The organism is Chromohalobacter nigrandesensis, from assembly GCF_023061285.1.
In the GTDB taxonomy this organism is placed as follows: Bacteria; Pseudomonadota; Gammaproteobacteria; order Pseudomonadales; family Halomonadaceae; genus Chromohalobacter; species Chromohalobacter nigrandesensis.
Genome location: NZ_JAKGAM010000001.1, coordinates 374,989 through 399,880, shown reverse-complemented (window position 1 = coordinate 399,880; position 24,892 = coordinate 374,989). Strand labels below are relative to the sequence as shown.

The following is a 24,892-nucleotide window of genomic DNA, read 5'->3' as shown; positions in this document are numbered from 1 at the left end:
GCTCAGCGCTCTCCCGGGATGCCGAATGCACAGACGCGGTGGGGTGATGCGCTGATCATAGCTTGTTGCCGAGCTCGCGCAGGGCGGCGAGATCGCCCAGCAGCACGAGATGATCGCCGCAGACGAGGGCGGTGTCGTGTCCCGGGGCGCGAATCACCTCGTCGCCGCGCTTGATGGCCACCAATTGGAGCGCACGTTCGTCGATCCCCAAGTGGGCGACAGTCTCGCACTGTTCGGTGAGGCGCTCGGTGGTTTCGATTTCGACGACGAATTCGCGTTCGCCGAGACGAATGAAATCGACCATGGCATGATAATTGAGGCTTTCGGCGACGCGGACACCGGTATCGTGCTCGGGGTAGACGATATGGTCCGCGCCGAGGCGGTCGAGCAGTTTGTAGTGGGCGTCGGAATGCGCTTTGGCCCAGATCTCGCGTGCCCCGAGTTCCTTGGCATGCAGCGTGCAGATCACGCTGGCCTCGAGATTGCCGTCGACGTCGATGATCACGGCGTCGTAATTCTCGAGGGAAAGTTCGGCGAGGGATTTTTCGTCGGTGACATCGGCGATCACGGCATGATCGAGATACTCGGCCAGCGCATCGACACGCGCCTCGTCGCGGTCGACGCCGAGTACCTGGTTTGCGTGGCGCTTGAGTTCGCGCGCCACCGTGCTACCGAAATAGCCGAGACCCAGGATAGCGAATTGGCGTGACATGCCACCTCCTTGGCTGTCGCTCCTTGCCGCCACGTGCAGGCGGCGTTGTGTGGGCAGCTTCGCATATGCCGGGGCCAGGCTCCAGCGCACACGATACGGGCATGGCGCGCGGTTCGCGAAATGCCAACGGAAAACGGTAGAATCTCGCGGTGGCAAGTGCTCGCGCTGCGCTGCATGAACCACAACAATAACCCTTCAGGTGAACCATGACGGCAAGACAGCAACCCAAAAATCTTTGGATCGGCCGCTGGGGCTTCGTGCTGGCGGCGACGGGCTCGGCGGTGGGCCTGGGCAATATCTGGAAGTTCCCCTACATGACCGGGGAGTACGGCGGCGGCGCCTTCGTGCTCGTCTATTTGGCCTGCATCCTGTGTATCGGTATCCCCGCGATGATGACCGAGATCGCCTTCGGGCGGCGCGGACGCGGCAGTCCCATCGACGCGGTCAAGCGTGTGGCGCAGGAATCTGGACGCGGCAAGATCTGGTCCGGTTTCGGTTGGATGTCGATGCTCGCTGGGTTCATGATCCTGTCGTTCTACGTGGTCGTCGCCGGCTGGTCGCTGGCCTATCTGTGGAAGGCGCTCAGTGGCGGCTTACAAGGCGGTAATGTCGACGACATGGCGGCCATCTTCGGGGCCAACAACGCCAATCCGCTGAGCCTGGGCGCATGGAGCACCCTGGTCACGGTGGTGACTATGTGCATCGTCGGCAAAGGGGTACAGGAAGGCATCGAACGCAACATGCGCTGGATGATGCCGGGCATGGTGCTGTTGCTGCTGGTAATGATCGTCTATGCCATGTTCTCGGGTGGCTTCGGCGAGGCGGTGACGTTCCTGTTTTCCTTCGAGGTCGGCAAGCTGTCGAGTGCGGGGCTGCTGGCGGCGATGGGGCATGCGTTCTTCACGCTGTCACTGTCGGCGGGGGCGATCATGGCCTACGGCGCGTACCTGCCCGATAACAAGTCCATCGCCCGGACCACCTTCACCGTGGCGATCTGCGACACGCTGATTGCGTTGATGGCGGGGCTGGCGATCTTTCCGGCGATTTTCGCCAACGGCATGGACCCGGCCAGCGGTCCGGGGTTGATCTTCATGAGTCTGCCCCTGGCGTTCCAGCAGATGCCGATGGGAAGCGTATTGCAGGTCATCTTCTTCGTGATGCTCAGCGTGGCGGCGCTGACCTCGGCGGTATCGATGATCGAAGCCACCGTGGCCTGGTTGACCGAGCGCAAGGGCATGAGTCGCAAGGCGGCGGCCTGGAGCAGTGGCATCGTGCTCTGGCTGTTGAGCACCTTGGCCATGCTGTCGTTCAATCTGGGCGCCGATTGGACCCTCGCCGGCAAGAACTTCTTCGATTGGCTCGATTACCTGACCTCGCGGTGGATGATGCCGCTGGGTGGCTTGGGCCTCTGCCTGATGGCCGGCTTCCTGCTCCGCGATGAGATCTTCCGCGACGAGTTGCGCCTTTCCAAGCGTCAGCATGCCTTGTGGCTGTTGATGGTGCGCTATGTCAGCCCGCTGGGGATCGTGCTGATCTTTATCGATGCGCTGGGCGTGATGACCATCGATATCGGCAGCCAGTGGCCGTGGTTCCTCGCGGTGCTGGTGGTGATCTCCGTGCTTGGTGAAATGCTGAGCCCGCGCGTGAAGCGACAGTTCACTGGCTGAACGCAGCCCAGCAAGAACGTCTTGCATCCATGCAGAAGCCCGGCCTTGGCCGGGCTTCTGCATGTCGGAATCGACGTGGTCGAATTAGTCCTCGATTTCCCAGGTGACGTTGACCCCAGCATCGATGGTGATTTCTCCGGCGCGGTATTCCGGCGCTGACTTGGCGTCGGCAGACTCGGCGCGCATCATCATGCTACGCGGCGCATAGGTGGGAGACTGCGTTTCCTCGACGCGTATGACTTCGCCGAGTTGGATGTCGAGGGTGTCGGCCATCAGTTGCGCCTTGTGCGTGGCGCGCTCTAGGGCCTTCGACAGCGCCTTGTCGGTGGCTGCGTCGCGGTCCTTGAGGTCGTATTCGACGCCATCCAGAGCATCCACGCCGGCGGCGGTCAGCGCATCGAGGATGCTCGGCAAGCGCTCGAGATCGCGAACCGTGACACTCACAGGACGCTCGACCTGGGTGCGGACTTGATCTTCCGCGTCGTCGTCCTGCTGTGACCGCGAGATGATCTCGGGGCGAACATTGAGCGAGCCGGCTTGAATGTCGCGGCTCTCCACGCCGGCGTCTTCCAGGGCGCGAATCAAATCGCCGGTACGTGATTCCAGTTGCTCGCGCGCATCGCCAAGGGCCTGGTCGTCGCCGTCGTCTTCGCTGCGTGCCACGGCGGGGGTGCGCTCCCACAAGCGAGCGTTGAGTCGTGCCATGTCCGGCGCCACGTCGAGACTCGACTGTGCCTGTACGTGAAGCTCATGCGACGTCTCGGGGCCGGGCTTGGCCTGGGCCTGGGGTACGGCGACCAGTAACGCGCCGAGCAGCGCCGTCGCCATAAAGGGAAGACGAATATCCTTGCGCATCATGCAAACCTCCTGTGGCTATTGAGAAACTGAGCCGCCGCCAAGGCGAGCGACTCATGCGAGCATGCTATCCTGCGCGCTCGAGGGTGGCTATGGGAGTCGTGAGGTTGCGTCGTATTTGCTTGTTTCTTGCATATCTGCTGACGATGACCGCGCTGTTATCGCCGAGCACGGCATTGGCGGCGCTCGAGGTGACCGACGATGCCGGCAACACGGTCACGCTCGAAGCCCCCGCCGAGCGCGTCGTGGCGTTGGCACCGCATATCGTGGAAATGCTCTATGCGCTAGAGGCCGGCGAACGGCTGGTGGGAGTGCTGCAGGGCAGCGATTATCCCCAGGCAGCCAAGCAGGTACCCCGCGTGGGCAGTTATCGAGGCATCCCGCTGGAAGCCATCATGTCGCGCGACCCGGACCTTGTCGTGACCTGGCGCAGCGGCACGCCGCGTAGCGTGGTAGAGCGTCTCGAGGCGCTCGGCGTGCCGGTCTACGAAAGCGAGCCACGCCGGCTCGACGACGTGGCGGAGGACCTGCGTGATCTGGGCCGTCTCACCGGTCACGCGCAGGCGGCGGAGCGTGCGGCCGAGGCATTCGAGTCACGCCTCGCCGCGTCGCGGCAAACGCTCAAGGAAACGCCGCGCGTGTTCTATCAATTGGGGCACAACCCGCTGACCACGCTGGGCGATGGGCATATCATCACTCAGGCGATCCGCCATTGCGGTGGGAAGCCGTTGTTCGCCGAGCGCCCGGTGCTGGTGCCCGAGATCGGGCGTGAAGCGCTGATCGAGGCGCGGCCCGAGGTGATTCTCTCGGCTGCGCGGAGCGATGATTGGCAGCGCACCTGGCAAGGCCACGGCTGGTTGCCGGCGGTGCGCGATAGCCACCTCTACACCCTCGACCCCGATCTCATCAGCCGTCCCGGTCCACGCCTTGTCGAAGGCGTCGAACAGGTATGTCGTGCACTTGAGCGAGCGACTGGCCCTTCCTGAGGGGGCTCAATAGAGAGGCGATTCAATAATCGATGCCGCGGCGTGCCTGGATCCCATCATTGAAGGCGTGGCGCACTTCCTGCATCTCGGTGACGGTATCGGCCATGTCGAGCAGTTCGCGATGGGCATTGCGCCCGGTGACGATCACCGTCTGCTCGGCGGGTCGGTTGGCCAGCGCCTCGCGAACCGTAGCGATGTCGAGATAGCCGAACTTGAGCATATAGGTGATTTCGTCGAGCACCACGAGATAAACCTCGGGATCGCTCAGCAGGCGTTGGGCGTCCACCCACACGGCCTGGCAGGCCTGAGTGTCCGACTCACGGTTCTGGGTTTCCCAGGTGAAGCCGGTGGCCATGATATGCACGCTCAGGTTGGGATCGCTCTCGAGGCGTTCGCGCTCGCCGCATTCCCACATGCCTTTGATGAACTGCACCACGCCGGTCCGATAGCCGTAGCCGAGGGCGCGGGTGACGGTTCCCCAGGCGGCGGTGGTCTTGCCTTTGCCGTTGCCGGTAAAAACCAGCAGCAGACCGCGCTGTTTGGTGGCGGCGGCGACTTTCTCGTCGACATGCGACTTGAGGTTGCGCATGGCATTGCGATGGCGGGACTGGCGGTCGGTCATGAGATGTTCCTGGATAAAAGAGGCAACGTAACGCGCCTCAGGCCCGCACCACAATGTTGCAGACGCACGTGGTTTAAAGGCGCTGTTCGAGTTCTCGCCACAGGCTACGATAGGCGCGGGCCGCAGGGGATGAACGTGCGAACTGCGTGATTGGCGCGCGCTCGAGCCCCATGCGCTCGACGGCACTGGCATTGGGGATGGTCGTGGTCAGCATGAGTGGCCAGTCCTGATTCAGCGTGGCCATGACCTCGAGATGGAGTTTCTTGCGGCGATCGGCGAGCGTGAAAAAGGGCCAGACCGGACAAGAATGATCGGTCTCGTCGAGGTGCTCGCGCAGTTGTTCCAGGGTGCGCAGCGAAAGCGTCGTCGGCACGGTGGGCACCAGCAGGGCGTCGACGCTCGAGAAAACATGCTCGGAGAGCGTGGAAATGCTCGGTGGGCAGTCGAGTATCACCAGGTCGTAATCGTCGTGAATGGGCTTGAGGATCTTGCGTAGCCGGCTGAGCTTGCGGCCCTCGAGCAGGTGATCCATCTCTCGCGAGCCGAACGATGCCGGCAGCAGGTCGAGGTCGGGTATCTCGCTGGTACGAATGACCTTGTCGAATGAGGCCTTGCCCTTGACGAGCTTGTCCACGCCACCGCGTATCTTGGGCTTGACGCGTAGATAGAAGGTGGTGGCGGCTTGTGGGTCGAGATCCCAGAGCAGTACGCGATGCCCGGCCTGGCTTGCCAGCGCGGCCAGATTGACGGCGGAGGCGGTCTTGCCCACGCCGCCCTTGATACTGTAGATGGCTAGCATTTTCATCACGATTTCTCCCGGGCAGTGGCGCGTGGGGCACGGTGACAGCCAGTTGTGACATTCATGTGTCAGTCAAACGCTTTATCGACGATTGTGCCAGCGATCCGTTGGCACATAACGCGCTATCATGGGTGTCCTTTCATTGTGTGATGATCGTCAGGCATCGAGGGGAGTGCAACCCTGAGACACGGGAGGCGGCGGTGGAAGTACTGAGGCGGCGTATCGAGCGCCAGATCATGGGCGTGACCGGCATGGCGCTGGGCGATATCGATTATGAGCACCCACCGGGCGACCCTGGCTTGTTCGGGTCGCAGAGTGTGTGCTGGCGCGTGCATAGCGATTTCACCTCGATGCTGTGCGGCGGCATCAGTTCACTGATGTTGCAGATGCTGCATCCGCTGGCGCTGGCCGGGGTGTGGGATCATTCCAACTTTCGCGACGACATGCTCGGCCGGTTGCGTCGCACCAGCCAGTTCATTGCCGCGACCACCTTCGCCTCCACGGCGGATGCCGAGCGTCTCATCGACCGGGTCCGCCGTATCCACGACGAGGTGGCGGGCACCGCGCCTGATGGCCGGCCCTATACCGCCAACGATCCGGACTTGCTGACCTGGGTGCATGTCGCCGAGGTCAGTCGCTTTCTCGCCGCGCATCTGCGTTATCGCAATCCTGAACTGAGCGTTGCCGACCAGGACCGTTACTACGCCGAAGTCTCATATATCGCTGAAGCGTTGGGTGCGCGTGATGTGCCGCGCACGCGAGTCGATACCGATGCCTATCTCGAGGCGATGCGTCCTCAGCTTTGCTTCGATGCGCGCACCGCCGAGGTCTTTAGACTGCTGATCGGAGCGCCGGCCCCGCACGCCTTGGCGCGGCCGCTGGTGGCGCTGACGATGCGCGCCGGTGTCGACTTGTTACCGCTCTGGGCGGCCGAGATGGCCCACCGCGACATGCCGCGCTGGCAGCGCCATAGCGTGCGGGCGGGCGTGAATCGGTTGCTACCGATCATGCGCTGGGCGGTGCGCAATGGCGCCTCGAGCCGTGCCCGGCGACGCGTCGCCGCTACGACGACGGCGGCTGGGTCACCGACGGAGGATGGCCGTACTTGACCTCGAATTGCTCGGTCATCTCCTGACAGCGTTCTTCGGTGGTATGCCGCTCGCGGTCGGTCATCGTCGGTTCCGCCATCGATTGCCAGCACTGCGCGATACCGCGTTCCTCGCCGGCTTCGTCTTCCGGGGTCGCGCCCTGGCTGATGAAATAGATGATGACGGCGTAGACCGCGACGATGAAGGCGATGGCGCCGACGATCAGGCCCAGGCAGCCTTTACGACTGGCGCGGCGAGGAGAGGATGTATCTTTCACGGTGGGCTCTTTCTGCGTCGATTGAATGCGTGTCGTGAGTATAACAAAGCAGGGCCGGGTAGCAGGGCGACGCAATGTCGCGCTCCGCTATATCGCCGGGTAGAGCGTGCGCTGCTTGGGTCGCCAAGACGCGGTTGCTATCATGCGTTCATGAACGCTACGCCGCTCCCGCCGCGCCCCGCGTCCCTCGACGATCCGCTTTATTATCTGCATAACTTCCGCAGCGCCTTGCGCTGGATCGAGGCGTGCTATGCGGATTTGTTCGATGACGCCGAGCGTGACTTTCTCGCCCACTTTGAAACTTTGCCCGAGCCTTCTCAGGCGCTGTGGGTACGCATGGTCATGCGCAAGGGCGATACCTTCCGTGACGACCGACTCGACTATGCGGAAATCGGGCCGCCGGCCACGGCCCTGGCGCCGTTGATCGAGCGTGGGTGGGTGGAAGACGACCCGCGCTTGTCGGTGTCCGCGTTGTGGCACTTGCTGACCAAGGCCGAGATCGGCCGCTACCTGCACGGGCTGTTGCGCGATCACGGCCTCACGCGTGGCGCGCGCAAGGCGGACATGCTCGAGGTGCTCACCGAGGCCGGCCTTGGCGAGCACCCGATGACGGTGTGGTGCCCCGCGATTTACTTCAACGTAGTGCGCATGACGCGCATGGCACTGTGCGAGCGTCTGCGCCTGATGTTCTTCGGCAATCTGCATCAGGACTGGAGCGAGTTCGTGCTCGCCGATCTCGGCGTCCGTCGCTTCGAGCGGGTGCCGCTGAGCCCGGCCTCGCGGGCCTTTCAGCGGCGCGAAGACATCCACACCTATACGCATCTACACGCCTGCCGCGAGCGTCTGGAGGCCGGCGAGCCCATCGCCGCCATACTCGACGACGTGCCGCCGGCGAATGCCAATCCATGGCTGGAAAACCGCCGCGGCAAGTTGCTGTTCCTGCTGGCCCGGGCGCGTGAGCGCGAAGGTGAGCTGGCAGCGGCGGAAGGCCTCTACGCGCAGAGTGTTCACCCCGGGGCACGCGGGCGTCGCCTGCGCATGCTGGAACGCCAGGATTGCCACGCCGAGGCCCTGGCGTTGGCCAACCAGGCTGCGGCGGCGCCGGAAAGCGAGAGCGAACGTCAGCAGTTGGACCGCCTGTTACCGCGCCTGCATCGCCGCCTCGCCCTCGCGCCGCCATCCGTGACCGAGGAGCCGGCGCCGGCGCGCCTGGAGATGACGCTGCCGCGCACGGCCTCGGTGGAACGCGCCGTGGCGGAGCATCTGTCGTGCGCGTCGATGCCGGTGTACTACGTCGAGAATGCGCTGATCAATGCGCTGTTCGGTCTGCTGTGCTGGGAGGCGATATTCGCTCCGCTTGCCGGGGCCTTCTTTCATCCCTTCCAGCGTGCCCCTGCGGACCTGCTGCGCCCGGAGTTCGCGTCGCGCCGCGAGACGCTCTTCGCCCGCTGCCTGGCGCGTCTCGAGGTGCCCGAGGGCGAACAGGGTTATCGCGCCGTGATTCGGCGTACCTACCATGCCAAGCACGGGCTCGAATCCGCCTTCGTGCACTGGGAGGCGCTCGATGAAGGGTTGCTGGAGATGGCGCTGGCCTGCCTGCCGGCGGCGCATTTGCGGCTGTGGTTCGAGCGTCTGCTGCGCGATGTGCGTGCCAATCGCGCGGGAATGCCGGATCTGATCCAGTTCCGCCCTGAACAGGGCGGCTACCGGATGATCGAGGTCAAGGGGCCGGGCGATCGCCTGCAGGACAATCAACGCCGGTGGCTGGCATTCTGCGCTCGTCACGACATGCCTCTCGATGTCTGCCATGTGACGTGGGCGTCATGAACGAGGCAGTGGATTATACGGTGGCGGTGCGCACCCTGTGCGATTTCACCGCCAAGCGCGGCGATCTCGACTTGCGGTTCACGCCGTCGCCCAGCGCTGAAGAGGGCATCGAAGGGCATGCCCGGGTGGCCTCGCGTCGCGCATCGCATTACGAGAGCGAAGTTGCCCTGAGCGGTGTCTATTGGAGCGCTGCCGGGCACGGCTTGCGTGTGCGTGGGCGCGCCGATGGCTTTGACCCGCAACGCGGACGCCTGGAAGAGATCAAGACCCATCGCGGCGACCTGACGCGTCAGCCCGAGCATCATCGCCATCTGCATTGGGCCCAATTGCGCCTTTATGGCTGGCTACTGTGCGAGGCGCGAGGCCTCGACGAACTCGAGCTGGCGCTGGTGTATTTCGATATCGCCCGCCAGGTCGAGACACCGCTTGTCGAGCGGGTGGACCGCGATACCTTGCGTCATTTTTTCGAGGCGCAGTGCGCGGCATTTCTCGATTGGGCGCTGCAGGAGACGGCGCACCGTTTGGCACGTGACGAGGCGCTTGCGGCGCTGCGTTTCCCGCATGCGAGCTGGCAGGGCGAGCAGCGCACGCTGGCGGAAAATGTCTACAAGGCGGCGAGTACCGGGCGCTCGCTACTGGCCCAGGCGCCGACGGGCACCGGCAAGACCCTGGGGACGCTCTTCCCGATGCTCAAGGCGATGCCGACCCAGCGTCTCGATGGCCTGTGTTATCTCGCCGCCAAGACCCCCGGACGCCAGCTGGCGCTGGATGCGCTGAAGCCCGTGGTGGAAACGTCCCCACTGCGCGTGCTGGAGCTGACCGCGCGCGACAAGGCCTGCGAGCATCCCGATCTTGCCTGTCACGGCGAGTCCTGCCCATTGGCGGCGGGCTTCTTCGATAAGCTGCCGGATGCACGCCGCGCATTGATCGCCAGTGGTGACTGGGATCGCGCGCGCCTGCGCGATACCGCCCTGGCGCATGATGTCTGCCCGTATTACCTAGGCCAGGAAATGGCGCGCTGGAGCGATGTCACGGTCGGCGATTATCACTATTACTTCGCCAGCGGCGGCTTGCTGCATCTGTTGGCCCAGGCCAACGACTGGCGTCTGGGCCTGCTGGTCGACGAGGCACATAATCTGGTCGAACGCGCGCGGGACATGTACAGCGCCAGCCTCGATCAAGGCGACCTGCGCGCCCTGATCCGCGACAAACCCGCCGGTGTCAGCGCCGCACTCAAGCAACTCAACCGTGAGTGGAATGCGCTGGGCCGCGAGTGCGTCAACGAACATACCGCGCTCGAACACTTGCCCGAAGCGTGGCTGGCGGCGTTGCAGCGCCTGGTGGGGACGATCGGGCAAGTGGCGGCCGAACCGCCATATACCTTGTCACCGGCCTTGCAGCGTTTCTATTTCGATGCCTTGAAGACGGTGCGCATCGCTGAACTGTTCGACCGCCACTTCGTCTGCGATATCGCCATGCGTCCGGGCCACCGTGGCTTGCGCCATGCGCGCCTGAGTCTGCGCAACATCGTGCCGGCGCCATTGTTGACCCCGCGTTTCAAGGCCGCGCATGCCAACGTGCTGTTTTCGGCCACCCTCACGCCCGAGTGTTATCAGCGCGACCTGCTGGGGCTGCCCGAGGATAGCGTATGGCTGGACGTGGCGTCGCCCTTCGCCAAGGAACAACTCAACGTGCATATCGCCCGGCACATTTCCACGCGCTTTCGCGACCGCTCGGCATCGCTGGCGCCCATCGCCGACCTGATCGCTGCAACCTATGCGCGTCGGCCAGGCAATTATCTGGCCTTTTTCAGCAGCTTCGCCTATCTGGAGGATGTCGCCGCGCGTTTGCGCGAGTTGCACCCTGAGGTGCCGCAATGGCAACAGGCGCGGGGCATGGACGAAACCGCGCGGACGAATTTCCTGGCGCGCTTCACGTCGGACGGGCATGGGGTCGGGTTTGCGGTACTCGGCGGGGCCTTCGGCGAGGGCATCGATCTGCCGGGCGAGCGACTGATCGGCGCCTTCATCGCCACCCTGGGGCTGCCGCAGGTCAATGCGGTCAACGAGCAGCGTCGACGCTATCTACAGGCGATGTTCGGCGCCGGTTATGACTATGCCTACGTCTACCCCGGGGTACAGAAGGTGATTCAGGCCGCCGGACGCGTGATTCGCTCCCGCGAGGATCGGGGTACGATTCACCTGATCGACGACCGCTTCGCCGAACCCCGCATTCAGGCGTTACTGCCGTCATGGTGGCACGTCACCCAAGACGTTGACGCGCCGCCTCGCAACCCGGGCGGCGCTTCTTTAGGGTAGGGCGCACATGTCTCAAGGACGAGTAATATGAGCTTGATGCTGAGTGTGGCGCTATTCGCCGTGTGTGCGCTGGTCATCGGAGTGGTCGGGACGCGCCTGACCGGCGTGGTGGATACGCTGGCCGATCGTACCGGCATGGGCGAGGCCATTGCCGGGGCGGTGCTGATGGGCATGGCGACCTCGTTATCCGGCATCGTGCTGTCGGTGACGGCGGCCTGGAAGGGCCAGCCCGAGCTGGCGATGAGTAACGCCGTTGGCGGGATCGCGGCACAGACACTGTTTCTTACCGTCGCCGATGTGGCGCTGCGACGTGTCAACCTCGAGCATGCGGCGGCTTCCATCGGCAATCTGGCACAGGGCGCATTGTTAATGTGCCTGCTGGGTATGCTGCTGGTGGCGCGTTATTCGCCGGAGTGGACATTCTGGGGGATTCACCCGGTCACGCCGCTGCTGTTTCTGGGCTATATGTATGGGTTGCGTATCATCGATGAAGTGCGTAGCCAGCCGATGTGGATGCCGCGACGCACGCGTGAAACCCGCGAGGATGCACCGGATGACGACGCCCAGCGCTATTCCTTGACGCGGCTGTGGAGCGGATTCGCCGTTCTGGCCTTGTTGCTGGGCGTGTCCGGCTGGGTGATGGAGAAAGCAGCGACGACGCTGGCAGCTGAAACGGGCATGAGCCAGACCGCCGTGGGCATACTGCTGACCTCGGTCGCGACCTCCTTGCCCGAACTGGTGACTGCCGTGGCCGCCGTGCGTCGTGGTGCACTGACCCTGGCCGTGGGCGGGATCATCGGCGGCAACGCCTTCGATACGCTGTTTGCGGCGGCTTCCGATATCGCTTACCGCGACGGTTCGATCTATCACGCCGTTTCCGACCAGACATTGCTGTGGATCGCGCTATCGGTGTTGATGACGGCGGTGTTGCTGCTGGGACTTGTGCGGCGCGAGAAACACGGCCCGGCGCGCATCGGCTTCGAGAGCGTGGCGCTGGTGCTGTTGTACGGGGCGGGTGTGGCGATGGTTTTCCACGACGCCGCCTGAGTCGCATTCACGGCGGCGGACCGCTCAGTCGAACAGCTCGCCCTGGGCGTGCGGGGCGCGAAAGGCGCTAGTATCGAGCCCCATCTCGGTACGGTTGCCGATGCCCAGGCGGCGGCAGGTGGTGCGAAAACGCTGCGCCAGAAGTTCCGCGAAGACGCCTTCGCCGCGCATGCGATGGCCGAAGCGGGCATCGTACTCCTCGCCGCCACGGCACTGGCGGATCAGGCTCATGACCTTGTCGGCACGCAGTGGGTAATGCTCGTTGAGCCAAGTCTCGAACAGCGGCGCTACCTCATGCGGCAGGCGTAGCAGCATCCAGGCGGCGGTGCGCGCACCGGCGTCGTGTCCGGCTTCCAGCAGGGATTCGAGTTCGTGATCGGTCAGTCCCGGAATCACCGGCGAAATCAAGGTACCCACGGGAATGCCCGCCTCGCTGAGTTCGCGGATGACCTTGAGGCGCGTGCGCGGCGCCGCTGTGCGCGGTTCCAGCGTGCGCTTGAGGTCGTCGTCGAGGCTGGTCAGGCTGACGAAGACACGTACCAGGCGGTGCTCGGCCATTTCGGCGAGCAGGGCCTTGTCGCGCAGGATCAAGGCGCTCTTGGTGACCAGCGTGACGGGGTGGCGAGTATCCAGCAGCAGTTCCAGCAGTGCCCGGGTGGTGCCGCGCTCGGCCTCCAGCGGCTGATAGCAATCGGTGTTGCCCGATAGATTGATGGGCCGACAGACGTAGCCGGGTTTGTCGAGTTCGTCACGTAGCCGCTCGACCATGCCGGTGCGCGCAATCAACTTGGTTTCGAAGTCGAGGCCTGGCGACATGTCCCAATAGGCGTGGCTGGGACGTGCGTAGCAGTAGATGCAGCCGTGTTCGCAACCGCGATAGGGATTCAGCGAGCGATCGAAGGACAGATCCGGCGAATGATTCCAGGACAGCGCACTCTTGGCGGGCTCGTCGCGCACCTGAGTCGCCAGCCGTACCGGCGCTTCTTCCTGCCACCAGCCGTCGTCGACGGCCTCGCTGAGCGTGGGCGCAAAGCGATTATGGGGGTCGAAGGTCGCGCCGCGTCCCTTGCGGGCCTGGGAACGGTCTCTGGGCGTCGTCATCATGCAATGCCTTGACTGTATATATTGACAGTATAGGTATCATGGAGACGTGTTCAACCCGACCGGTGTGGTGTCATACCGGCGGATAGCCCAGCGCCTCGCGCAAACGCGCCGCATGCGCGGCGACCCATGTCGGGTCGATGGGCCCCCAGTCGCGGATGACATAGCGGCCGATATGATGCCGAGCCCCGGCTTGCTGCTCGAATTCGCAGTGAATATCCAACTCGGTCAACGCGGTGACGGTATCCTGAGCGGTGCGGCGGGGCATGCCCGTGGCCTCGATCAGCGCCGGGATGCTGGCGGTGCCGTCGGCGATCAAGTGCGCGACATATAAGCGGCGATAAAAGCTGCTTTGGGTCTTGCTCAGCGCCATGAGCGTTCTCCTGTAAAGGGCCCTACAGCATAACGCCCTACCCCATGGAGGGGCAGGGCGCATGCACTACTCGTGTAGCAAGAAGCGAATCAGAAGCGCAGTGTCACGCCGCCTTCCACGTAGCGATCCTGGGTATTGTAGCCATCGACCAGTTGGTACTCCTTGTCGAAGGCGTTCTCCATCTTGGCCGAGAGCTCGACCATGGGCGTAACCTGCCAACTGGTCCGCAGGTCGACCACGCCGTAGCCGGCGGTCGTGGTATTGCCATAGGTAACGAAGTCGGTATCGCGCCGGTCGCCCGCCGCGCGCAAGGTGGTGCCGAATGACCAGTCGGCTACGGCATAGTCGGCATCCAGACGTCCGAAGGTCCGGGCACGACGCTGCAGACGCTCGCCAGTGTCTCGGTCCTCTGGATTCTGATGCGTGAGGCTGGCGCTGAGGGTCAAGCCGCCAGTTTGCCAGCCGCCGCTGAGTTCGATCCCTCGAATACGGGCTTCGTCGACGTTGTAGGGAATGGCCGTATTGGGGTCGTAGCCGATCAAGTCATCGATATGGTTGTCGAAGACGGTCACGCGCGTGTGCCAGTTGTCGCGCTCAAAGGCCCAGAACGCCTCGAGATTCTTGGCGGTTTCCGCATCGAGGTCGGGATTGGTGCCGTAGGGCCCATAAAGGTCGATCAGGTTGGGCGCCTTGTAGGCCGTGGAGAAGCTGGCGCCGAGGCGCTGAAACGGCGTGAGGCGATAGGCATAGCCCAGGCTGCCGGTGGTTTCGTCGCCGAACAGCGAGTCATCGTCATAGCGCAAGGAGCCGGAAAGCTCGTGGGCGCCATAGGTGCGCTGCATCATGGCGTAGATGCCGATATTTTCGCGGCTGTCCCTGAGGTAATCGCCGGTATAGGGACTGGCGGAGTCGAAGTCGACACTGTCATGACGATAATCGACACCCAGCACATCCACGCCGTTGGCGCGGGTGAAGCGGTGCTGAAGCCCGACCTCATCGCGATGACTCTCGATCAGGCTCTGGCGTTCGCCGTCATAGCGCTCTTCACGCTGCTCGTCGAAATGCCCCGCAGTGATCTGCATCTGCCAGTCCGGCTGGAGCTGGACATCGAGCTGAGCGCCGAAGGACTGCAGATAGCCTTTGGTGACACAGTCCTGAGAAGCGGGAAACGAGCAGTTGTCGTATTCGCCTTCGAAGTTCTGGCGCAGCGCATTGACGCTCACATCGACGTCATCGTTGATGCGATGCGACAACCCCAGTTGCGCGCCTTCGCGCTCGAAGCCGTCACGTTCGCCGCTGTCGTCAGCCTGGGTGGCATTGAAGCCGTCGCCATCGCGGTGAAAGAGGGAAGCGTTCAAGCGGGTGTCGTCATCGCCGGTGGCGACCCAGGCGCTCTGGCGTTGTGTGCTGTCGCTGCCCGCGCTGGCCTTGAGCCCGCCCTGGGTGCCGGTATCCGTGCCGTGCCGCGTGAAGACCTGGATGACCCCGCCGATGGCGTCGGCCCCATAGGCCGCAGCCCGCGGCCCACGCACGATCTCGATACGCTCGATGGCTTCGAGTGGCAGCATTTCCAGGCTGGCACCGCCACTGGTCGCCGAGTTGACGCGCACGCCGTCGACCAGCACCAGGCTGTGGTCGGATTCAGTGCCACGCATGAACAGGCTGGAGGTCGTGCCGGGTGAACCGTTCTGGGCTATTTCAATGCCCGCGCGGCCCTGCAGCAGATCGATGATCGAGCCGGCCTGGCTGCGTTCGATATCATCGCGGTCGATGACGGTGGTGCTGGCCAGCACATCGCTTTGCGATTGGGGGAGTCGGTTGGCGGTGACCTGAAGGTCGGACAGTCGTTGATCGCCCTGCGCCTGTGCGCTGCCCACCACTACGAGGGTCAGCCACAGCAGATTCTTTTTATGCAACATAGAAAAACGCCTCATCAGCGTAAGAAACGAGTTACGCGATGAGGAGGACAAGAGGTGACGCCATCGCCTCGCCTGGACGGCGTGAATGCAACGGTCGCCACTGGCGAAGCCCTCCGCATCAGCCAGTGCTGAGAACCAGGCCGGTCTCCGGACTGACGCGCTGGCGGCGGAGAAGCTCCGACACCGGGCGGAAACGCCTTCCCACTCGAGCTAATCAAAGAGCAGTGGCGGTCGCTGCGCGATGGTGATTGCAGCGACGATTTCCGATGGGGCGCGATTACCGTTGCGGGGGCAGTGCGGGATTTTCACCCGCTTCCCGAGCACCTGAATCTCGACGGGCGAGGATTCTGCTTGGCGGTCCCGGGGAAGTCAAATGCCGGTCGTGGCGGGCGCGACCGGCATACGGAGAGGCACAATCCGTCAGAGAGAGAGGAATACGCCGGCGAGTGTCGCGCTCATCAGGTTGGAAAGCGTGCCGGCGGCGACGGCCTTGAGCCCTAGCCGCGCGATATCGCTGCGGCGACTGGGCGCCATCATGCCGAGACCGCCCATCAGGATGGCGATGGAAGCGAGATTGGCGAAACCACAGAGCGCGAAAGTGACGATGGCGCGGGCATGCGCGCTCAGGGCTTGCGGGTCGGCGGCGAGGTTGGCGAAGGCGACGAATTCGTTGAGCACCAGTTTCTGGCCCAGGAAGCTACCGGCATGGATCGCTTCCTCCCAGGGAACGCCGATCAAGAACGCCAAGGGCGCGAACAGATAACCAAGCAGCAGTTCCAGGGTCAGGTCCGGATAACCGAACCAGTCGCCGATACCGCCCAGGATCTGGTTGCCCAGTGCGATCAGGGCGATGAAGGCCAATAGCATACCGCCCACGTTGAGGGCCAACTGGACGCCGGAGGCGGCACCGTTGGCCGCCGCTTCGATGACGTTGGCGGGCGCCTCGCCGTCCTCACCGTCGATGACGTCTTCCAATTGCTGAGATTGGGGTTCGGTTTCGGGCACCATGAGCTTGGCCATCAGTAGCCCGCCCGGCGCTGCCATGAACGAGGCGGCCAGCAGATATTCCAGCGAGATGCCCATCGCCGCATAACCGCCGAGTACGCTACCGGCCACCGAGGCCAGGCCGCCGACCATCACCGCAAAAAGCTCGGAGCGTGTCATGCGCGAGAGGTAAGGACGCACGGCCATCGGCGCTTCGGTTTGCCCGACGAAAATATTGGCGGCGGCGGAAAGCGATTCCGTGCGTGAAGTGCCCAGCAGCTTCTGTAGCGCGCCGCCCATCAGCTTGATCACCCAGCGCATGATGCCCAGGTAATAGAGCACGGCGACCAGTGAAGAAAAGAACACGATGATGGGCAACACGCGCAGGGCGAAGACGAAACCGCCGTCGCCGAAGACCTCGAACATGGTGTCGCTGACCAGGCCGCCAAAGACGAAATCCATACCCGCCTGGGCACTGTCGATGACCGACTGCACGGCATTGGTGAGGCCCAGAAGAATGCTTTGTCCGAAGGGGATGGCGAGCACGAACAGGCCAAGACCGGCTTGGATGGCAAACGCCCCGGTGACGGTGCGCAGACGAATGGCTCGACGGTTTTCGGACAAGGCGAGGGCGATCAGCAGGACGACGACCACGCCGACGAGCCCCATGAGGGTTTGCATCGAATACTCCTGAATACTCGGTCTGGGTTACGAGAAGTGCGGCCATGATGCCGATACCGCTACCTTCACGCGGGACCGAGAAGGCGCTTGGGTGGGGTGGCACGCGTGAGGCGACCGTGGGGTCGCCTCGAAGGGTGCGTACTTTATCAGGATCGCTGACCGATGTGAGGGGGCGTCATTGGCTTTCGGGTTCATGCAGGACCAGTTCGACACGCCGATTCGCCGCACGCCCTTCGGGCGTGGCATTGCTTTTTAGCGGATGCGTGTCGGCATAGCCCACCGCGCGTAGCTCGTCGCTGTCGAGTCCTTCCTCGACCAGGAATCGCAAGACGGCGGTGGCGCGCGCTGTCGAGAGCTCCCAGTTGGAGGGGAAGCGGTCGGTGGCGATGGGCCGGCTATCCGTATGCCCCTCGATGGTGATATCGCCCTCGTATTGCTGCAGCGAGTCCATCAACTGACGCAGTACCTCGCGGCCTGCGTCGGTGAGGCCGGCGCGGCTGCTGGAAAAGAGCAGGCGATTCTCGATGCGGAAGTTCAGTGTCTGGGCACTTTGTGTCACGACCACGCCATCGATCAAGGGCTTGAGCGTACTCGTCAACTGGCGCACGCGACGGGTATCGCGTGAAGCTTCGACGCTCGCCATCAGGTTCTGGGCGGGGGCCGGATTGACCATGATCACGCGTGGCGGGCGCGGCGGCATTGGTGGCGGCGTATAGAAAGCGGTGTCACGCGGTGGAACGTAGCGTTTGTTCGAGCGTGGCGGGACATAGAAGTTTGGCGACCAGGCGGGCGCCTGCAGCGTAGGCACGCCCAGGGCCGGGAAGGCGAGCGCCTCGTCGCTGGCGCTGCTGTCGTCGTTGCCGGTGAGTGCCAATAGCAGCACGAACAAGGTGATCAGCAGGGTGAGCATGTCGAGATAGCTCATCAGCCAGCCGCCGCCTTGATCGCCCGCGTGATTCACGGGGGCGATCAAGGTATCGCCGGCGTCGATGGCGTAGCGATGCGTCGCACGGCTCATGCCACCGTTTCCTCCTCACGTGACTGCTTGGACGTACGTGGAGACGCATCGCGTATTTCGTCTTGATGCTCGGCCATGAAGGAATTCAGCGTGTCTTCGACGAACGACGGCAGGCGGCGCTTGGCGATCAGCATCACTCCTTCCATGACCATGTGCATTTCGATCAGACGCTCCTCGGTGCGGCGTTCCAGTTTCACCGCAATCGGCTTGAAGAACAGGTTGGCGAGCAGAATGCCGTAGAACGTCGACATCAAGGCGATGGCGAGACGTGGGCCGATCACCGTCAAGTCGCCGCCGTCGATCACCTCGAGCATGTTGATCAGGCCGATCAGGGTGCCCAGCATGCCGAACGCCGGGGCGTAGGTGGCCATGGTGCGGAAGATCTGAGACTCGGCGTATTCACGTGCGCGCATGCGTGCGATGCGCCAACGCAGGACGTCGTGAATCTCGTCGTCCTGGGTATTGGCGATGACCAGCGATACCCCGGTACGCAGAAAGGGATTGCGGGTATCTTCGAGTTCGTCCTCGATGGCGCGAATGTTGCCGCGAAACCAGTGCCGAGCCATGGATACCAGCGTCTGGATATCGTCGTCGATGCGACTGTTTTCGCGATGGAAGACGAGCCCTACCAGACGCGAGACGCGCACCACCTCGCGCATGGGATAACTGATGAAGGTGGCGGCCAGCGTGCCGGTGATGACGATGGCGAGGCCGGGAAAATTGAAGAAACTGCTGGGTGTTTGCGCGGTGAAGAGCACGACGGTGGTGAGCAGCAGCACACTGGCGGCGATGCCGATCAGGGTCGACGGGTTCATGGGCGTTGTCCGGTGCAGGAGCAGCATGAAAGCGATAAAGCGATGTGGCCAAGGCCACCATGACGCATGATACGCGCCGCCCGAATGTGCAAAGCGTGTATTTGCCGTGTGCTTTGTGCGCTTTTCAACGACTAGAGGATGGCTAGGATAGGGCGTCCGTGAAACAAGGCGGGTCGTCGCTGATCACGGCGTCGACGCCCCATGCCCAACGCGGTAGAAAAACCGCCGGGTCGTTGGCGGTATAGCACAGCAGCCGCAGGCCGGCGTCGCGTACGGTGCTGGCGGCGGCGGGTTTCAGCTTGCGCCAGTCGAGGTGGACGCTGTACGCCAGCAGGGTTTCGGCATCCGCGCGCCAGCCCTTGGGAAGCTTGTCGTAGAGCAGCCCCAGGCGTAGGCGGTGTGGGTCGGTCTCGATCTCGCGGGCCGCGCGCAGGGCGTCACGGTCGAATGAGGACACCAGCAGTCGTGAGGGGGGAAGCGTTGCCAGCAGGCGCGGAATAACGGCCTTGGCCAGGGCAGCGGGGTCATGCCGGTAGCTGATCTTGAGTTCGAGGTTGAGCCCCATGTCACATTCGACGAGCAGCGCCAGCATCGCGTCGAGCGTCGCCATGCGCTCGTGGCGAAACACCGGGCTGAACCAGCTGCCCACATCCAGTTGGTGTGCCTGGGCAAGGTCGAGATGGCGTAACTTGCCGCGTCCGTTGGAGCAGCGTCGTACGCCGGCGTCGTGCCAGATCACCGGGGTGCCATCACCGAGCTGCTGCACATCGAGCTCTACCCAACGGCATCCGGCCGCATGGGCGGCGCGTACCGCCGCCAGGGTGTTCTCGGGAGCATGCGCGGACAGCCCTCGATGCGCGATGGTGCGGGGTAGCGTCAGACGCGTCTCGCTGATCGGCGAGGCTTGTGCGTCGCGCTGGGTGGTGGATGTCGGCGGCAAGGGGGTACCGTTTGAAGAAAGTGGCATGTCAACGAACCTCGCGAATGGCCGATAGGCATTATGGCATGTCGTGTCGGCATTGGTTCAGTGGTTGGAACGTGCCGTTCACGTTGGCATGATCGCCCCGCTAGATTGAGACATCTTTTTGACAGCATCATGACCGTATCGCCATGGGGCGGCGTTCGGGGATATGCTAATCTGCGCGCCTTGTTTCGAGATCAGCCGTCTGGCGCTTTGGCCGACAGACGGCGCCCGACCGCAGAGAGACCGATGAAAATCATTCATGTTAAGAACCCGGAAAGCCGCGAGGCGTGCCTCGCACAGCTATGCGCCAATGTGTATGGCCAAAAAGCCGGGCTCGATCCCCTGGTGACCTTCACGGGCACATTGGGGGTGTTGTTCGAGCAGGATGCGGCGCGCATTTTCGTCCTGGTCGACGAGCAGCAGACGATTCTCGCCATGCTGCTGCTGGTCTCGGACATCGAAGGCCAAGGCATGGAAGTGACATTACTCTCGACACCGGAAACCGGGGGCGACGAAGAGCATGTCAAACGCCTGGTCAGAGAAATGGCCACGCGTGCGCCCCTGCGAGTGCATGCTCCCGACGAGGCCAGCGAAGCCTTCTTTCGCGATTGTGGCATCACCCGATGGCTGGACATGCCGGATGGCATGCGTCTGGGCCTGGCCGCGCAGCATGAAACAGTAACGCCGGATACCTTGACGAAACCCTTGCGCTTCAATGCCGAGGGCATCGTGCAGACCTTCAAGCGTGAGCCCGAGACCTTCGAGTCGTACAAGGCGCGTTTCATCGCCGGCCTGGAGCGTTTCGACGGCCGCGTGTGACGACGCTCACTAGAGCGATGCCATGCGACTTTAGTGGCGATGCGCCACTCCGGGCGGATTCTCGGGGCGGGACGGCTTGACCCGGGGCGCGTTCAGCGCTTGGATGAAAGCCCAGATTCGTTAGCTTTATAAGGAAGAATACATGGCCAAACGTATTCAGTTCGCGCGTACCGGTGGACCCGAGGTCCTGGAATATGTCGACGTTACCCCCGTTGAGCCCGGCCCGGGCGAGGTCCGCGTTCGCAATCGCGCGGTGGGATTGAACTTCATCGATATCTACTTCCGTACCGGGCTTTATCCCGCGCCGAGCCTGCCGTCCGGCCTGGGTACCGAAGGGGCCGGCGAGATCGACGCGGTCGGCGAGGGTGTGAAAGGCTTCTCGCCGGGCGATCGTGTCGCCTATGCCCAAGGGGCGTTGGGCGCCTACGCCGAGCAGCACGTGTTACCGGCGGAGAAGGCCGTGGCGTTGCCCGAGGCCATCGATTACGAGACGGCCGCCGCCGCCATGCTCAAGGGCCTGACGGTGCAATATCTCCTGCGTCAGACGTATCGGGTGAAAGAAGGCGAGACGATCCTCTTCCATGCCGCCGCAGGCGGCGTCGGCTCCATCGCCTGCCAATGGGCGAAGGCGCTGGGTGTGAAGTTGATCGGCACTGTCGGTTCGCCCGAGAAAGCCGAACTGGCCAAGCGCAACGGCGCCTGGGCGACCATCGACTACACGCGGGAAAACGTCGTCGAACGCGTGCGCGAGCTGACCGGTGGCGAGATGGTGCCGGTGGTGTACGACTCGGTAGGCAAGGATACCTGGGAAACCTCGCTTGATTGCTTGCAAAAACGCGGCCTGATGGTCAGCTTCGGCAATGCCTCGGGTCCGGTCGAAGGCGTCAACATCGGCATCCTCAATCAGAAGGGTGCCTTGTTCGTGACGCGACCCAGCCTCAACGGGTATGCCGACACGCGTGAGCGCTTTGAGGCCATGGCCGCAGAACTGTTCGAAGTGATCGCCAGTGGCAAGGTCGCCATCGATGTCGCCAATCGCTACCCGCTGAGCGAGGCTGCCCAGGCACAAGAAGCCCTGGCGGCGCGCAAGACCACGGGTTCGACGGTGCTGCTGCCTTGATGTGGGGCCGTGTCTCCCGTCTGACGGTGGTCACGGGCTGGGCGGTGGCCATGGTGGCGTTGGCGGGATGTGCCACCGACGGTGGCGAAACGTCCGGCGCGACCGCAGAGCGTGGCCAGGCCAGCTACTATCATGATCGCTATCAAGGACAGCAGACGGCTAGCGGTGAGCCTTACGATGCCCAGGCATTGACCGCCGCGCATCGCAATCTACCGTTCGATACCCGCGTGCGCGTTACCAACCTGGATAACGATCGTCACGTGACGGTGCGCATCAACGACCGTGGCCCCTTTACCGAGGGGCGCGTCATCGATCTTTCACGCCGTGCCGCCGAGCGCTTGGACATGCTGGACGACGGTACGGCGCCGGTACGCGTGACGCCGTTGCCGTAAGCCATCCCACGCGGCCGTGTCTCACCGAGGCGCGGCCGCGCTTTTTTCATGCCGTGTCGTGCCAGACCACACTTTCCTTGTCGAGAGCGAAGGCATCGAAGGCGAAGTCGTCGACGCTGAGCATCTCCAGTACCTCACCCTCGAAACGCCGCATGAAGTCGGCTTCCGCGTCGTCGATCAAACCGGATTCCCAAGCGGCTTCCACGCGCTGCTCGGGATGCAGTGCCTCGGCGGGCAATTCACCCTTGCCATAGGCTTTGGCAATACGCCGATAGAGCGGCTCGGCACGCTCACTGTCGGCGAGCAGGGCATTGTAGCGGGCCAGCGGGTTGTCCTGTTGCCCGGCATCCTGTGTATCCCAAGTGTTTTCAATCAGCTTGCGACGCAAGGCGCTATCGGTAGAGACGGCGTGGGCGATATCGCGGGTGAAGCGGTCGTGGGGCTTGTGCCAGCGCCGCCCGAGTGGCATCGCGATGGCCGATAGGGTCGTCGCCAAGGCCCGGTTGGGCAGGTTGTCGAACAATTCGATGAACGCCTGCTCGGCGCGGTGGAGCAGCGTGCGGCAGCTGTAATGCAGCAGCGTCGCCTCGTGTTCGACGTTGTCCGACTCGTGCCACTGCTTGAGTAGCATCGAGGCCAGATAGAGATTGGAGAGCACGTCGCCGAGGCGCGCCGAGAGCATCTCGCGTTTCTTGAGGCCTGAGCCGAGACTGGCCATGGCGGCATCGGCGCACAAGCCGAAGGCCGCGGACAGGCGCGCGACTTCCTGCGCGTAAGGCGCGGCGATTTCGTCGAAGGGAACGTTCGGCTTGCCGATACCCAGGCCCAGGGTAAAGGCACGCGCGGCATTGCCGAAGACCATGCCGGCGTGACGGAAAATCGCCTTGTCGAAGGCCGGGAGATCGTCGTTGTCCTTGGCGGCCAGTTCGTCGAGCACATGGGGATGGCAGCGAATCGCGCCCTGGCCGAAGATCATCAGGTTGCGCGTCATGATATTGGCGCCTTCCACGGTGATCGACACCGGGTTGGCGGCATAGGCGATGCCCAGGTAGTTGCGCGGCCCCAGCGTGACCGTGCGTCCGCCGTGCACATCCATGGCATCGGCGAGCATATTGCGTTGGAATTCGGTCAACTGGCTCTTGAGAATGGCCGAGGGCACCGCCGGCTTGACGCCGTGGTCGATGGTGTTGGCGGTCTGCATGACCGCTGCCTGGGCGATATAGGCATGCGCGGCGATGCGCGCGAGCGGTTCCTGGACGCCTTCCATCTCGGCGACGGGCAGGTTGAACTGCCGCCGGATACGGGTATAGCCGCCGGCCCAGCCCAGCGCGTAGCGGCCGATGCCCGAGGCACCGGAGGGCAGGGTAATACAGCGCCCCACGGACAGGCATTCGACCAGCATACGCCACCCTTGTCCGGCCATCTCGGTGCCGCCGATGATCCAGTCGAGGGGGATGAAGACATCCTGACCGCGAATCGGGCCGTTCAGGAAGGGGCTGCCGATAGGGTGATGGCGACGCCCGATCTCCATGCCCTGCGTATTGCGCGGGATCAACGCACAGGTGATGCCAATATCTTCGGTGTCGCCGAGCAGGCCGTCGGGATCGAACATGCGAAATGCCAGGCCGACCACGGTGGCGATGGGCGCCAGGGTGATCCAGCGTTTCTCGAAGGTGAGCTTGAGCCCGAGGACGTCCTCGCCGTTGTGCTTGCCTCGGCAGACGACGCCGACATCGGGCAGCGAGGTGGCATCGCTGCCGGCGCGCGGGCCGGTCAATCCGAAGCAGGGGATCTCGCGGCCATCCGCCAAGCGCGGCAGGTAATGGTCCTTCTGTTCTTCGGTGCCGTATTTGAGCAACAGCTCGCCGGGGCCCAGGGAGTTGGGTACGCCCACCGTGACCATCAGCGTCTCGTTGACCGCCAACTTCTGCAGCACCGCCGATTGCGCCTTGGCGGAGAACTCCAGCCCGCCATAGCGTTTGGGGATGATCATCCCGAAGAAGCCTTCGCGCTTGAGGTAGTCCCATAGCTCGGGCGGCAGGTCGGCGCGCGTGCGGGCGATCTCCCAGGCATTGCACATGCCGGCGGCCACGGCGCATTGGTGGTCGACGAAAGCCTGCTCTTCCTCGCTCAGCTGCGTGGTGCCGAAATCCAGCAGCCGTTGCCATTGGGGGCGGCCGGAGAAGAGCTCGCCGTCCCACGCTACGCTACCCGCTTCGAGGGCGATACGCTCGGTCTCGGAGACCTTGGGCGCCGACTTCTTGAAGGCCGCGAACAGGCGTGGAGTCAGCCAGCGACGCCGCAACGTGGGGAGTCCGCAGGCTGCCACGGCCAGGGCACCGAGCCACAGCAGCACGCCTATTACCAGCGCGCCGAAGACGATGCCGATGGCACCGAGAACCAACAACAGCCCCAGCGCCGGCAAGGCGCCTGCCTCCCGACGCATGACCCAGACCAGGCCTGCCAGCGCCACGACGATGAGCAACAGTTCCAACATGCGGACTCTCC

The 24,892-nt window shown here is 63.7% G+C and carries 22 protein-coding genes and 1 riboswitch; of the genes, 9 read left to right on the top strand and 13 right to left on the bottom strand.

Annotated elements, in window-relative coordinates; translation table 11 throughout:
• Positions 1–55: 55 nt before the first annotated feature.
• Complete coding sequence (locus tag L1073_RS01880; protein ID WP_246896546.1) at positions 56–712, bottom strand: potassium channel family protein; 657 nt, start codon at positions 710–712, stop codon at positions 56–58.
• A gap of 206 nt (positions 713–918) precedes the next feature.
• Between L1073_RS01880 and L1073_RS01875 the strand changes: the two genes are divergently transcribed.
• Positions 919–2,379: a sodium-dependent transporter gene (locus L1073_RS01875; RefSeq protein ID WP_246896545.1), complete on the top strand. Its 1,461-nt coding sequence runs from the start codon at positions 919–921 to the stop codon at positions 2,377–2,379.
• Positions 2,380–2,463: 84 nt separating this feature from the next.
• On the opposite strand, the gene L1073_RS01870 is transcribed toward L1073_RS01875, so the two are convergent.
• Positions 2,464–3,237, bottom strand: coding sequence for an SIMPL domain-containing protein (locus L1073_RS01870; protein WP_246896544.1), 774 nt, complete (start codon positions 3,235–3,237; stop codon positions 2,464–2,466).
• Between the two features lie 119 nt (positions 3,238–3,356).
• On the opposite strand from L1073_RS01870, the gene L1073_RS01865 reads away from it, so the two are divergent.
• Entirely contained in the window at positions 3,357–4,220 is an 864-nt protein-coding gene (locus L1073_RS01865) for a cobalamin-binding protein (RefSeq protein WP_246896543.1), read from the top strand.
• Positions 4,221–4,242: 22 nt separating this feature from the next.
• Here L1073_RS01865 and cobO read toward each other — a convergent pair whose 3' ends face one another.
• Together cobO and L1073_RS01855 are read right to left on the bottom strand one after the other, a co-directional pair.
• Positions 4,243–4,842 carry a cob(I)yrinic acid a,c-diamide adenosyltransferase gene (cobO, locus tag L1073_RS01860; RefSeq protein WP_246896542.1) on the bottom strand — a complete coding sequence of 200 codons (600 nt, stop codon included), beginning with the start codon at positions 4,840–4,842 and terminating at the stop codon, positions 4,243–4,245.
• A gap of 73 nt (positions 4,843–4,915) precedes the next feature.
• Positions 4,916–5,647 carry a ParA family protein gene (locus tag L1073_RS01855; protein WP_246896541.1) on the bottom strand — a complete coding sequence of 244 codons (732 nt, stop codon included), beginning with the start codon at positions 5,645–5,647 and terminating at the stop codon, positions 4,916–4,918.
• A gap of 194 nt (positions 5,648–5,841) precedes the next feature.
• On the opposite strand from L1073_RS01855, the gene L1073_RS01850 reads away from it, so the two are divergent.
• Entirely contained in the window at positions 5,842–6,750 is a 909-nt protein-coding gene (locus L1073_RS01850) for an oxygenase MpaB family protein (RefSeq protein ID WP_246896540.1), read from the top strand.
• Here the strand turns inward: L1073_RS01850 and L1073_RS01845 are convergent.
• Complete coding sequence (locus L1073_RS01845; RefSeq protein WP_246896539.1) at positions 6,704–7,006, bottom strand: hypothetical protein; 303 nt, start codon at positions 7,004–7,006, stop codon at positions 6,704–6,706. The two genes, L1073_RS01850 and L1073_RS01845, sit on opposite strands and share 47 nt — an antisense overlap.
• Positions 7,007–7,156: 150 nt before the next feature.
• Here L1073_RS01845 and L1073_RS01840 point away from each other — a divergent pair, with 150 nt between their 5' ends.
• The 3 genes from L1073_RS01840 to L1073_RS01830 are packed head-to-tail and all read left to right on the top strand — an operon-like array spanning position 7,157 to position 12,198.
• Positions 7,157–8,833, top strand: coding sequence for a VRR-NUC domain-containing protein (locus L1073_RS01840; RefSeq protein ID WP_246896538.1), 1,677 nt, complete (start codon positions 7,157–7,159; stop codon positions 8,831–8,833).
• Positions 8,830–11,151, top strand: a complete 2,322-nt coding sequence (locus tag L1073_RS01835) for a helicase C-terminal domain-containing protein (protein WP_246896537.1) — start codon at positions 8,830–8,832, stop codon at positions 11,149–11,151. The genes L1073_RS01840 and L1073_RS01835 overlap by 4 nt, the downstream gene beginning before the upstream one ends.
• A 27-nt stretch (positions 11,152–11,178) precedes the next feature.
• A complete protein-coding gene (locus L1073_RS01830; protein ID WP_246896536.1) occupies positions 11,179–12,198 on the top strand; it encodes a sodium:calcium antiporter in 1,020 nt (339 codons plus the stop codon).
• 24 nt (positions 12,199–12,222) lie between these two features.
• On the opposite strand, the gene L1073_RS01825 is transcribed toward L1073_RS01830, so the two are convergent.
• The 7 genes from L1073_RS01825 to L1073_RS01795 all read right to left on the bottom strand — a co-directional run bounded on the left by L1073_RS01825 (position 12,223) and on the right by L1073_RS01795 (position 19,984).
• Complete coding sequence (locus tag L1073_RS01825; protein ID WP_246896535.1) at positions 12,223–13,299, bottom strand: PA0069 family radical SAM protein; 1,077 nt, start codon at positions 13,297–13,299, stop codon at positions 12,223–12,225.
• Positions 13,300–13,372: 73 nt separating this feature from the next.
• Positions 13,373–13,672 (bottom strand): winged helix-turn-helix domain-containing protein, encoded by a 300-nt coding sequence (locus L1073_RS01820; protein ID WP_246896534.1) that lies wholly within the window; start codon positions 13,670–13,672, stop codon positions 13,373–13,375.
• 89 nt (positions 13,673–13,761) lie between these two features.
• The gene (locus L1073_RS01815) at positions 13,762–15,591 is read right to left on the bottom strand and encodes a TonB-dependent receptor domain-containing protein (protein ID WP_246896533.1); all 1,830 of its coding nucleotides are present in this window, start codon (positions 15,589–15,591) and stop codon (positions 13,762–13,764) included.
• 121 nt (positions 15,592–15,712) lie between these two features.
• A riboswitch (cobalamin riboswitch) is annotated at positions 15,713–15,934 on the bottom strand.
• Positions 15,935–16,011: 77 nt separating this feature from the next.
• Complete coding sequence (locus L1073_RS01810; RefSeq protein ID WP_246896532.1) at positions 16,012–17,256, bottom strand: NupC/NupG family nucleoside CNT transporter; 1,245 nt, start codon at positions 17,254–17,256, stop codon at positions 16,012–16,014.
• Between the two features lie 175 nt (positions 17,257–17,431).
• Positions 17,432–18,274: an OmpA family protein gene (locus L1073_RS01805; RefSeq protein WP_246896531.1), complete on the bottom strand. Its 843-nt coding sequence runs from the start codon at positions 18,272–18,274 to the stop codon at positions 17,432–17,434.
• Positions 18,271–19,089 (bottom strand): motility protein A, encoded by an 819-nt coding sequence (locus L1073_RS01800; protein WP_246896530.1) that lies wholly within the window; start codon positions 19,087–19,089, stop codon positions 18,271–18,273. Before L1073_RS01800 ends, L1073_RS01805 begins: the two co-directional genes overlap by 4 nt.
• Before the next feature lie 142 nt (positions 19,090–19,231).
• Complete coding sequence (locus L1073_RS01795) at positions 19,232–19,984, bottom strand: glycerophosphodiester phosphodiesterase family protein (RefSeq protein ID WP_246896947.1); 753 nt, start codon at positions 19,982–19,984, stop codon at positions 19,232–19,234.
• 315 nt (positions 19,985–20,299) lie between these two features.
• Here L1073_RS01795 and L1073_RS01790 point away from each other — a divergent pair, with 315 nt between their 5' ends.
• From L1073_RS01790 to L1073_RS01780, 3 genes are all read left to right on the top strand, one after another.
• Positions 20,300–20,872: a hypothetical protein gene (locus L1073_RS01790; RefSeq protein WP_246896529.1), complete on the top strand. Its 573-nt coding sequence runs from the start codon at positions 20,300–20,302 to the stop codon at positions 20,870–20,872.
• A gap of 142 nt (positions 20,873–21,014) precedes the next feature.
• Positions 21,015–21,992 carry an NADPH:quinone reductase gene (locus L1073_RS01785; RefSeq protein ID WP_246896528.1) on the top strand — a complete coding sequence of 326 codons (978 nt, stop codon included), beginning with the start codon at positions 21,015–21,017 and terminating at the stop codon, positions 21,990–21,992.
• On the top strand, positions 21,992–22,384 hold the full coding sequence (locus tag L1073_RS01780) for a septal ring lytic transglycosylase RlpA family protein (protein WP_425531560.1): 393 nt from the start codon (positions 21,992–21,994) through the stop codon (positions 22,382–22,384). The genes L1073_RS01785 and L1073_RS01780 overlap by 1 nt, the downstream gene beginning before the upstream one ends.
• A gap of 46 nt (positions 22,385–22,430) precedes the next feature.
• Here L1073_RS01780 and L1073_RS01775 read toward each other — a convergent pair whose 3' ends face one another.
• Positions 22,431–24,881 (bottom strand): acyl-CoA dehydrogenase, encoded by a 2,451-nt coding sequence (locus L1073_RS01775; RefSeq protein ID WP_246896527.1) that lies wholly within the window; start codon positions 24,879–24,881, stop codon positions 22,431–22,433.
• Positions 24,882–24,892: the final 11 nt, after the last annotated feature.